Below are 10,596 nucleotides of genomic sequence, written 5' to 3'. Positions count from 1 at the left end.
ACCGAACCCACCGAGCCCCTGTCGGTCGAACAGCTCTCGGCGACCACCCTGCTGCGCTTCGCGACCGCGGGCTCCGTCGACGACGGCAAGTCCACCCTCGTCGGCCGCCTGCTGCACGACTCGAAGTCGATCCTGACCGACCAGCTGGAGGCCGTCGAGCACGCCTCCCGCAACCGCGGCCAGGACACCCCCGACCTCGCGCTGCTCACCGACGGCCTGCGGGCCGAGCGCGAGCAGGGCATCACCATCGACGTCGCCTACCGCTACTTCGCCACCGCGCGCCGCCGCTTCATCCTCGCCGACACACCCGGCCATGTGCAGTACACCCGGAACATGGTCACCGGCGCCTCCACCGCCGAACTGACGGTGGTCCTGGTCGACGCCCGCAACGGCGTGGTCGAGCAGACCCGCCGGCACGCGGCGATCGCAGCGCTGCTGCGCGTCCCGCACGTCGTGCTCGCCGTCAACAAGATGGACCTCGTCGGCTACGAGGAGACGGTGTTCGCCGCGATCGCCGAGGAGTTCACGGCGTACGCCTCCGAACTGGGCGTCCCCGAGATCACCGCCATCCCGATCTCGGCGCTCGCCGGTGACAACGTCGTGGAACCCTCCGCGAACATGGACTGGTACGGCGGCCCCACCGTCCTGGAGCACCTGGAGACCGTGCCGGTCAGCCACGACCTGGCGCACTGCCACGCCCGGCTGCCCGTGCAGTACGTGATCCGCCCGCAGACCGCCGAACACCCCGACTACCGCGGCTACGCGGGCCAGATCGCCGCCGGAACCTTCCGCGTCGGCGAACAGGTGACCGTCCTGCCCTCCGGACGGACGACGACGATCTCCGGCATCGACCTGCTCGGCAAGCCCGTCGACGCGGCGTGGACGACCCAGTCGGTGACCGTCCTGCTGGCCGACGACGTCGACGTCTCGCGCGGTGACCTGCTCGTGCCGAGCAAGGACGCGCCCGCGACCACCCAGGACGTCGAGGCGACCGTCTGCCACGTCGCCGACGAGCCACTGACCGTCGGCCACCGCGTGCTCCTCAAGCACGGCACCCGCACGGTCAAGGCCATCGTCAAGGACATCCCCTCCCGCCTCACCCTGGACGACCTCTCGCTGCACCCGCACCCGGGCCGGCTGGTCGCCAACGACATCGGCCGCGTCAAGATCCGCACCGCCGAACCCCTCCCGCTCGACTCCTACGCCGACTCCCGCCGCACCGGCGCCTTCATCCTCATCGACCCCGCCGACGGCACCACCCTCACCGCGGGAATGGTCGGCGAGTCCTTCGCCGCGCCGCAGCCGGTCAAGGACGAGTCCGACGACGACGGTTGGGACTTCTGACATGAATCCCATCGACTTCTACTCCACGTTCGCGAAGGAGGGCGGCCGCGTCGGCAGCGGCGCCCTCGGCAGCGGGCAGGGCGGGGTGGCGCGATGTGCGCGATGACGTACGCGCACTGCCTGCGCGCCCCGTCCCCCCACCCGACGTCGTCCCGGATGCGACGAAGACCTGCCGACCTTCCCGGCCACGAATGAAAACGTGACCGCCGGGCCACCGAGAGGAAAACCTCCCGTGCCTGCCATCCGCTCCACGCGTTCCAAGCTGCTGACCCGCGGCATAGCCCTCGCCACCGCTCTTCCCCTGCTCACGCTCGCCGCCTGCAGCTACGGCTCGGACGCGAAGGACGACACCAAGGCGAAGGTCGCCGCCGGTTCGAAGAAGATCGACGGACTCGACTCCGTGAAGATCGGCTACTTCGGCAACCTGACGCACGCCACCGCGCTGGTCGGCAACCAGAAGGGCATCTTCCAGAAGGAGCTCGGCGCCACAACCGCCAAGTACCAGGTCTTCAACGCCGGGCCTTCCGAGATCGAGGCGCTCAACTCGGGTTCCATCGACATCGGCTGGATCGGCCCCTCGCCGTCCATCAACGGCTTCACCAAGTCCGAGGGCAAGAACCTGCGGATCATCGGCGGTTCGGCCGCGGGCGGCGTCAAGCTCGTGGTGAACCCCAAGAAGATCAAGTCCCTGAAGGACGTCAAGGGCAAGAAGATCGCGACCCCGCAGCTCGGGAACACGCAGGACGTCGCGTTCCTCAACTGGGCCGCCGAGCAGGGCTGGAAGGTCGACGCGCAGAGCGGCAAGGGTGACGTGTCGGTCGTCCGCGTCGACAACAAGATCACTCCGGACGCCTACAAGTCCGGCTCCATCGACGGCGCCTGGGTCCCGGAGCCCACCGCGTCCAAGCTGGTCGCCGAGGGCGGCAAGGTGCTGCTCGACGAGTCGGACCTGTGGCCCGACAAGAAGTTCGTGATCACGAACATCATCGTGTCGCAGAAGTTCCTCAAGGAGCACCCGAAGGTCGTCGAGGCGGTCCTGAAGGGCTCCGTCGAGACCAACAAGTGGATCAACGCCAACCCGGACGAGGCGAAGGCGTCGGCGAACAAGCAGCTCGAGGCCGACTCCGGCAAGGCGCTGCCGGCCAACGTCCTCGACCCGGCCTGGAAGTCCATCCAGATCACCAACGACCCGCTGGCGTCCACGCTGCACACCGAGGCGGACCACGCGGTGAAGGCCGGTCTCCTGGAGAAGCCGATCCTGACCGGCATCTATGACCTGACGCTCCTGAACAAGGTCCTCAAGGCCGCGGGCGAGAGCCCGGTCGACGACGCCGGTCTCGGCGTCAAGTAAGCCCGGATCCCGATGAGTTCCCAGGAGGTGACGACCATGGCCACGACGCTCGCCAAGGCCGCCCACGGCGCCGACACGACGGAGTACGCCGCCCGCATCGAGCACGTCTCGAAGTCCTTCGCCGGACCCGCGGGTCCCCAGCTCGTCCTCGACGACATCACCCTCGATGTCGCGCCGGGCGAGTTCGTCACCCTCCTGGGGGCCTCGGGGTGCGGCAAGTCCACACTGCTGAACCTGGTCGCGGGGCTGGACGAGCCCTCGGCCGGCACCGTCACGACCAACGGGCGTCCGGCTCTGATGTTCCAGGAGCACGCCCTCTTCCCGTGGCTGACCGCGGGCAAGAACATCGAACTCGCCCTGAAGCTAAGGGGAGTCGCGAAGACGGAGCGGCGCGAGCGGGCCGAGGAACTGCTCGAACTCGTCCGGCTGAAGGGCGCGTACGGCAAGCGGGTGCACGAGCTGTCGGGCGGTATGCGCCAGCGCGTGGCGCTCGCCCGGGCGCTCGCGCAGGACAGTCAGATCCTGCTGATGGACGAGCCGTTCGCGGCGCTCGACGCGATCACGCGGGACGTACTGCACGACGAACTCACGCGGATCTGGCGGGAGACGGGCCTGTCCGTCCTCTTCGTCACGCACAACGTCCGCGAGGCCGTGCGGCTCGCCGAGCGTGTGGTCCTGCTGTCCTCCCGTCCGGGGCGCATCGCCCGCGAGTGGACGGTGGACATCCCGCAGCCGCGCCGCATCGAGGACGCGCCCGTGGCGGAACTGTCCATCGAGATCACCGAAGAACTGCGTGGGGAGATCCGCCGCCATGGCCAGCACTGAGACGAAGTCCGACGCGGCCGTCAAGGACAGCGACGGCCTGGGCGGGCTGGAGGCGGGCCTCGACGCGCTGGAGTCCTCGGTGGCCGGCCGCCGCTCCTTCGGCACGACGTTCCGGCAGAAGGTGCTGCCGCCGCTGATCGCGTTCGTGATCGTTCTGGCGGCCTGGCAGGCGCTGATCACCTTCAAGATCGTCGACGACCCGACCAAGCTGCCCTCGCCGTCCGACGTCTGGGGCGAGGTGCAGAACGCCTGGCTCCAGGGCACACTGCTCGACTACATCTGGACCAGCGTCTCGCGCGGTCTGCTCGGCTTCCTGCTCGCCCTGGTGATCGGGACGCCGCTGGGCCTGATCGTGGCCCGGGTGAAGTTCGTGCGCGCGGCCATCGGTCCGATCCTGTCGGGTCTGCAGTCCCTGCCGTCGGTGGCGTGGGTGCCGCCGGCCGTGATCTGGCTGGGGCTCAACAACTCGATGATGTACGCGGTGATCCTGCTCGGCGCGGTCCCCTCGATCGCCAACGGACTGGTGTCGGGCGTGGACCAGGTGCCGCCGCTGTTCCTGCGGGCGGGCCGCACGATGGGCGCGACGGGTCTGCGCGGGACCTGGCACATCGTGATGCCGGCCGCGCTGCCGGGCTATCTGGCCGGTCTGAAGCAGGGCTGGGCGTTCTCCTGGCGCTCCCTGATGGCTGCGGAGATCATCGCCTCCTCCCCCGACCTCGGCGTGGGCCTCGGCCAACTGCTGGAGAACGGCCGGAACGCCAGCTCCATGCCGATGGTCTTCCTCGCCATCTTCCTCATCCTGTTCGTCGGCATCGCCATCGACCTGATCGTCTTCAGCCCGGTGGAGCGGTGGGTGCTGCGCAGCCGCGGACTCCTGGTGAAGGGCTGACCCTGTCATGAGCAGGCCCGAGCGTCCCGTCCTCGTCGTCATCGCCCACGGCAGCCGCGATCCGCGGCACGCCGCGACGGTGCACGCCCTGGTGCGAAGGGTGCGCGCCCAGCGCCCGGGCCTGCGCGTGGAGACCGCGTTCCTCGACTTCAACATCCCCTCCGTACAAGGGGTGCTGAACTCCCTGGCTGCCGAGGGGATCCGCGATGTGGTGGCGCTGCCGCTGCTGCTGACCCGCGCCTTCCACGCCAAGTCGGACATCCCGGCGGTGCTGCGCCAGGCACCGTCGCGGCTGCGGATCCGGCAGGCGGAGGTGCTGGGCCCGTCCCCGCTGCTGACGGCCGCGCTCGAACGCCGGCTGTACGAGGCCGGGCTGACGCCCGCCGACAAGTCCCGGACCGGGGTCGTCCTGGCCTCGGCGGGATCCACCGACCCGGAGGCGATCGCGGTGATCGCAGAAATCGCGCGGGAGTGGCGGCACACCGGTTGGTGCGCCGTGCGGCCCGCGTTCGCCTCCGCGGCCCTCCCCCGCACCGAGGACGCCGTGCGTGAGCTGCGCGCCCTCGGCTGCGAGCGCGTCGCCGTCGCGCCGTACGTCCTGGCGCCCGGCTTCCTGCCGGACCGCATCGCCCGGGGCGCCGCCGGGGCGGACGTGCTCGCCGACGTGCTCGGTCCCGCGCCGGAGGTCGCGCGGGTCCTGCTGGAGCGCTACGACGAGGCGCGGATGCCGTCGCTGGCCGCGGTCGGCGCCTGACCTTCGCACGGCACCACTTCCAGGGGGTCAGTCGAAGGAGAGTCCTCCGGTGCGGGTCCGCTTGAGCTCGAAGAAGTCGGGGTGGGCGGCGAGGACACGGAAGCTGTCGAAGAGCTCGGCGGCCTTCTCACCGCGGGGGACGGCCCGGAGCACGGGGCCGAACCACACCGTTCCGTCGACGTGGAGGGTGGGGGTTCCCACATAGGCGCCGGAGTCCACCTCGGTTCCGGCGTCATGGCTGCGGCGCACCGCCTCGTCGTACGAGGGGTCGTGGGCGGCGTCGGCGAGCGTGGCCGGAAGTCCGAGCTCGGCGAGCGCCTCGGCGGTCACCGCCTCGAAGTCCTTCATGCCGCTCTCGTGGATGCGGGTGCCGAGGGCGGTGTAGAGATCGCGGAGCACCTTCTCGCCGTGCCGCTCGGCCGCGGCCACCGCCACGCGTACCGGACCGATGGACCTGTCCACCAGGTCCCGGTACCAGTCCGGCAGTTCGTTGCCGATGTTGTGCAGATAGAGGCTCATGGCGTGGAAGCGGAGGTCGAGCGGACGGCTTCGTTCGACCTCCAGGATCCAGCGCGAGGTGATCCAGGCGAAGGGGCAGGCGGGGTCGAACCAGAAGTCGACCCGGGTGGGCGATGTGGTCGTCATACCGTCGAGGCTAGTCACCCGGTGGCATGGAATCCCGGCCCAATCCCGTACGGAAATCCTGGGCCAATTCTCGGGCTCAGCTCGTCCCCCGAACGAACGCGCCGGCCTCGCCGGGGCCGTACGGGGTGCCTTGGTGGAAGTAGAGGAGCCAGTCGTTCCCGAACAGCCGCCACAGCGAACTCCGGTGTGCCCGACGGCCGTTGTTGTCGGTGTCGAAGGTCAGGTGAACCAGGTCGGAGGCGAGCTGCACCCCCTTCACCCGTGAGGTCGTGGTGCGGCTGCCGTCCTCCGTCCCGGCGGCCAGCAGCGCGACGATCGAGTCGCGGTCCCAGATGCGGCCGGACGCGCCGAACTCGTAGAAGTCGGGGTGCAGCAGCGCGGCGACGAGCTCGGCCGAGCGGCGGACCGCCGGGTCGAGCAGACGCAGTTCGCCCTCGATGGCGGCCTCGACGGCGGGATTGCGCTCAAGCACCGGTCAGCTCCTCCAGTTTGACGACGGTGTTCCAGTTCCGCGTGGTGGCGAGGACGCCCTTGAGCAGTCTGGGCTTCGCCAGTGCCTCGGCCAGCTTGGAGCGGCCGAGGCCGTCGGGCGCGTAGAGGTAGAGGACGCGTTCGCCGAGGCGGAACTCCTCGGGGAGGAAGGCCGCGGGTTCGACGGAGGCGAAGCGCTCGGCGTCGACGGGGTGCGAGAAGTAGGTGACGTGGAGCTGCTTGGCCTCCAGCTCGGCGGCCGGGAACGGGCAGGCCTCCCTGACCGCCCGCAGATAGGCGTGCTCGCGGACGAGTACGCCGACGCCGAAGCCGAAGTGCTTCTCGATGGCCCCCGAGAGCTCCTCGGCGAGGGACTCCTCGTCTCCGCCGTCGCTGCCGAACGCGGCGTTCCCGCTCTGGAGATAGGTGCGGACGTCGCCGTACCCGAGTCCTTCCATCAGGGTGCGCAGCTCGGCCATCGGCACCTTCTTCGCGCCGCCCACGTTGATGCCGCGCAACAGCGCCGCGTACGTCGTCGTCATCCGCACACCATAGGCCGGGCGCCGCGCGCCATGGGGTGGGCGCGACGGCCGTACCCCGCGGGGCCGCCCGCCGGCCGCCGGGGAGCGGGGCCGGTCCCTGAGCGCCATCCCCGAGAAGTGCCGTTACGTGTAAGGGGCTTCCGTCCTCCCCAGTGCGGAGACCCCGGGGTCCGCGGGGAGGAGCGGGAGGTCCTGCGGTTCACCGGACAGTACGAGGAGACGCGCTTATCGGGCCCATACCTTCAATACAAAGGTGGCGGCAGGGGCTGCCACCGTACGCAAGGGGGCAGGCCCGTCATGGGGAACGCAGACACACGGGTGCGCGGCGTCGCCGCGCGAGCAGGCGGCTGGAGCGCCCGCCACCGATGGGCGGCCGTCGGAATCTGGGTGCTGTTCGTCGTCCTGGCGATGGGCCTCGGCTCCGCGGCGGGCCGCGTCGACGTCAAGGAGAGCGACCAGCTCAAGGGCGAGACGCACACCGCGGCCAAGATCATCGAGGATGCCGGCATCGAGGAGCCGGCCAGTGAGACGGTTCTGATCCAGGCGAAGGACGCGGGCACCAAGGCCACCGACGCCGAGTTCAGGAGCGCTGTCTCCGCGGTCGTCGACGCGGTCGGCGCCACCGGCAAGGTCAGCGACGTGACCTCGCCGTACGACACGAAGTCGATCTCGAAGGACGGGCGCAGCGCGCTCGTCCAGTTCGACATGCGCGGCGACTCGGAGACGGCGGGCGACCGCGTCGAGCCCGTACTGAACGCTGTCAAGGGCGTACAGAAGGACCACGCCGGGCTGCGGATCGAGGAGATCGGCGGCGCCAGCATGAAGAAGCAGTACGACGACGCGTTCGGCGACGACTTCCAGAAGGCCGAACTCTCCGCCGTCCCGGTGGCGCTGGGCATCCTGCTGATCGCGTTCGGCGCGCTGGTGGCGGCGCTGCTTCCGGTGGCGCTCGCGGTCACCGCCATCATGGCGACGATGGGCCTGATGGGCATCGTCAGCCATCTGATGCCGATGAGCGACACGGCCAACTCCGTGATGCTGCTGGTGGGTCTGGCCGTCGGTGTCGACTACTGCCTGTTCTACCTGCGGCGTGAGCGTGAGGAGCGCGAGGCGGGCCGTGACGCCGGTACGGCGCTGCGGATCGCCGCCGCCACCAGTGGCCGCGCCATCATCGTCTCCGGCGTCACCGTGTGCGTGGCGATGGCGGGCATGCTGTTCACCGGGCTCGCCGAGTTCGAGGCGATGGGCCTGGCCTCCCTGATGGTCGTCGCCGTCGCCATGGTCGGTTCGGTCACCGTGCTGCCCGCGCTGCTCTCCCTGCTCGGCGAGCGCGTCGAGAAGGGCCGCATCCCGTTCCTGCACCGGGCCAAGCGGCGCGCCGCGAACGGCGGCCGGAGCAACCGCCGTCCGGCCGACGAGGGCAGCCGGTTCTGGGGCGCCGTCCTGCGTGTGGTGCTCGCCCGGCCCGCGATCTCCCTGGTCGTCGCGACGGGCGCGCTGCTCGCCATCGCCGCTCCGGCGCTCGGCATGAAGACCCAACAGCTCACCCTGGACAAGGAATTCGGCGACTCGCTGTCGATCGTCGGCACCTACAACCGGCTCAACGACGCCTTCCCCGGCGGCTCCGAGCCGGCCGAGGTGGTCGTCAAGGCGCGGGACATCAACGCCGCCGATGTGAAGGCCGCGCTCGCCGACTTCCGTGCGGCGGCCGTGAGTTCGGGTGCCTCACGCGGTCCGGTCGACGTCAAGGTGCACGCGGAGGACAACGTCGCCTTCGTCTACGTCCCGCTGGTCGGCGGCTCCGACCAGGACAAGGCGGAGAAGAGCCTGGAGCTGCTGCGCGACACGGTACGCCCGCGGACGCTCGGTAAGGTCGACGGGCTTGAGGCGCCGATCACCGGACAGGTCGCGGGATCGCACGACTTCAACGACCAGCTGATCGGCTCGGTGACCCCGGTCTTCGCCTTCGTGGTCGTCTTCGCCTTCGTCCTGATGCTGCTCTCCTTCCGCTCGCTGACGATCGCGATCACCTCGATCATGCTCAACCTCCTCTCGGTGGCGGCCGCCTACGGCATCCTCGTCGCGGTCTTCCAGCACGGCTGGGGCGCGTCCCTGGTGGGCGCGGAGGGCGTCGGTGCGATCGTCGCCTGGCTGCCGCTGTTCCTCTTCGTGATCCTCTTCGGGCTCTCGATGGACTACCACGTGTTCGTGGTGTCCCGGATCCGTGAGGCACGGCTGCGGGGCCGCAGCACCAAGGACGCGATCCGGCACGGGGTGGTCACCACGGCGGGTGTCGTCACCAGCGCCGCCGTCATCATGGTCGCCGTCTTCGCGATCTTCGGGACACTGTCCATGCAGTCCATGAAGCAGATGGGTGTGGGCCTGGCGGCCGCGGTGCTCATCGACGCGACGATCATCCGGGGTGTCCTGCTCCCCGCGGTGATGGCGCTGCTCGGCGAGCGCAACTGGTACCTGCCGAAGTGGCTGAACCGGATGCCCGACCTCACCCACGACGAGGCCCCCGAGGCCGTCGCGCAGCCGGTACTGCCCCAGGGCGAGCGGGCCGGGGTCTAGGCACCCGGCGCCGGCCACGACCGCTCGGCGACCGGTCACCGGTCGCCGGTCACCGGTCGCCGGTCGCCGGTCGCCGGTCGCCGGTCGCCGGTCGCCGGAACGGTCTCACCCGCCCAGGGCCTGTCGGTCTCCTCCTCCCGGAGGGGCCGACAGGCCCTTCGCCGTTCCGGCCTGCGGGAATGGGAGACTGACCGGCGGACGGCACGCACCCCGGAGCCGTCGTACGCGAGGACACGGAGGCGGGCGATGGACGAGGAACGGGCGCGGGACGTACTGGCCGCGGCGAAGGTGCTGCCGGGTCCGGCGCGGGACGCGTCGCTCCTCGCCCTCGGCGAGAACGCGGTGTTCGGGGCCGGTGATCTCGTCGTCAAGGTGGGGCGCGACGCCGAACTCCACGACCGGGCCCGCCGGGAGCTGGCGATCGCCGCGTGGCTCGCCGAGTCGGGTGTCCCCGCGGTACGGGCCGCCGAGCCGGAGGCGCTGCTGGTCGACGGACACCCCGTGACGGTGTGGCACCGGCTGCCCGACGCCGTCCGCCCCGCCGAGCCGCGCGATCTGGCGGAGCTGCTGCGCGTGGTGCACGCGCTGCCCTCCCCTTCCTTCTCCCTGCCGCCCCGGGAACTCCTCGGCGGCGTGGAGCGCTGGCTGCGGCTGGCGGGCGACGCGATCGCCCCCGCGGACGCGGCGTATCTGCGGGAGCGGCGCGACGGCTTCGCCGCGGCGGCCGCCGCGCTCGCCCCGTACCTCCCGCCGGGCCCGATCCACGGCGACGCGCTGCCCCGCAACGTCCACGTCGGCCCGGACGGCCCGGTCCTGGTCGACCTGGAGACCTTCTCCGCGGATCTGCGTGAGCACGATCTGGTGGTCATGGCCCTGTCCCGCGACCGCTACGGGCTTCCCGCCGAGGCCTACGACTCCTTCACCGAGACGTACGGCTGGGATGTGCGGGGGTGGGAGGGCTGTTCGGTGCTCCGGGGTGCCCGCGAGACCGCGAGCTGCGCCTGGGTCGCCCAGCACGCGCCGACCAACCCCAAGGCGTCGGCCGAGTTCGAACGCCGGGTGGCGTCACTGCGGGACGGCGACGAGACGGTGCGCTGGTACGCGTTCTGACCTGCCGCCCGGTGCCCGCCCGGATGTTGGTGCCCGCCCGGATGCCGGGTGGCCTCCTGCCCGGGGCCGCGCGAGGAGTCCCGGCCCCGCG

At 70.8% G+C, this 10,596-nt stretch carries 10 protein-coding genes; 7 read left to right on the top strand and 3 right to left on the bottom strand.

Translation table 11 applies throughout. The annotated features are described in order from the left end of the window. The first annotated feature begins 18 nt into the window (after positions 1-18). From ACFXGX_RS28140 to ACFXGX_RS28120, 5 genes are all read left to right on the top strand, one after another. On the top strand, positions 19-1,344 hold the full coding sequence (locus ACFXGX_RS28140; RefSeq protein WP_384796218.1) for a sulfate adenylyltransferase subunit 1: 1,326 nt from the start codon (positions 19-21) through the stop codon (positions 1,342-1,344). 232 nt (positions 1,345-1,576) lie between these two features. Further along, a complete protein-coding gene (locus ACFXGX_RS28135) occupies positions 1,577-2,695 on the top strand; it encodes an aliphatic sulfonate ABC transporter substrate-binding protein (RefSeq protein ID WP_384796214.1) in 1,119 nt (372 codons plus the stop codon). 36 nt (positions 2,696-2,731) lie between these two features. Continuing rightward, positions 2,732-3,520, top strand: coding sequence for an ABC transporter ATP-binding protein (locus ACFXGX_RS28130; protein WP_384796212.1), 789 nt, complete (start codon positions 2,732-2,734; stop codon positions 3,518-3,520). Continuing rightward, positions 3,507-4,409 (top strand): ABC transporter permease, encoded by a 903-nt coding sequence (locus tag ACFXGX_RS28125; protein WP_384796210.1) that lies wholly within the window; start codon positions 3,507-3,509, stop codon positions 4,407-4,409. The genes ACFXGX_RS28130 and ACFXGX_RS28125 overlap by 14 nt, the downstream gene beginning before the upstream one ends. A 7-nt stretch (positions 4,410-4,416) precedes the next feature. Continuing rightward, positions 4,417-5,163: a sirohydrochlorin chelatase gene (locus ACFXGX_RS28120; RefSeq protein WP_384796208.1), complete on the top strand. Its 747-nt coding sequence runs from the start codon at positions 4,417-4,419 to the stop codon at positions 5,161-5,163. Positions 5,164-5,190: 27 nt separating this feature from the next. Here ACFXGX_RS28120 and ACFXGX_RS28115 read toward each other — a convergent pair whose 3' ends face one another. The 3 genes from ACFXGX_RS28115 to ACFXGX_RS28105 form a co-directional block, all read right to left on the bottom strand. Beyond that, positions 5,191-5,808 carry a DsbA family protein gene (locus ACFXGX_RS28115; RefSeq protein WP_384796206.1) on the bottom strand — a complete coding sequence of 206 codons (618 nt, stop codon included), beginning with the start codon at positions 5,806-5,808 and terminating at the stop codon, positions 5,191-5,193. Positions 5,809-5,884: 76 nt separating this feature from the next. Further along, complete coding sequence (locus ACFXGX_RS28110; protein WP_384796205.1) at positions 5,885-6,280, bottom strand: DUF4440 domain-containing protein; 396 nt, start codon at positions 6,278-6,280, stop codon at positions 5,885-5,887. After that, positions 6,273-6,821, bottom strand: a complete 549-nt coding sequence (locus ACFXGX_RS28105; RefSeq protein WP_384796203.1) for a DUF1697 domain-containing protein — start codon at positions 6,819-6,821, stop codon at positions 6,273-6,275. The genes ACFXGX_RS28110 and ACFXGX_RS28105 overlap by 8 nt, the downstream gene beginning before the upstream one ends. A 297-nt stretch (positions 6,822-7,118) precedes the next feature. On the opposite strand from ACFXGX_RS28105, the gene ACFXGX_RS28100 reads away from it, so the two are divergent. Both ACFXGX_RS28100 and ACFXGX_RS28095 read left to right on the top strand, forming a co-directional pair. After that, complete coding sequence (locus ACFXGX_RS28100; RefSeq protein WP_384796201.1) at positions 7,119-9,395, top strand: MMPL family transporter; 2,277 nt, start codon at positions 7,119-7,121, stop codon at positions 9,393-9,395. Positions 9,396-9,641: 246 nt separating this feature from the next. Then, complete coding sequence (locus tag ACFXGX_RS28095) at positions 9,642-10,505, top strand: phosphotransferase enzyme family protein (RefSeq protein ID WP_384796199.1); 864 nt, start codon at positions 9,642-9,644, stop codon at positions 10,503-10,505. Positions 10,506-10,596 lie beyond the last annotated feature (91 nt).

The sequence above is a fragment of the Streptomyces sp. NPDC059371 genome, assembly GCF_042751995.1.
Lineage (GTDB): Bacteria > Actinomycetota > Actinomycetes > Streptomycetales > Streptomycetaceae > Streptomyces.
This window is presented reverse-complemented; position numbering and strand designations above follow the sequence as displayed.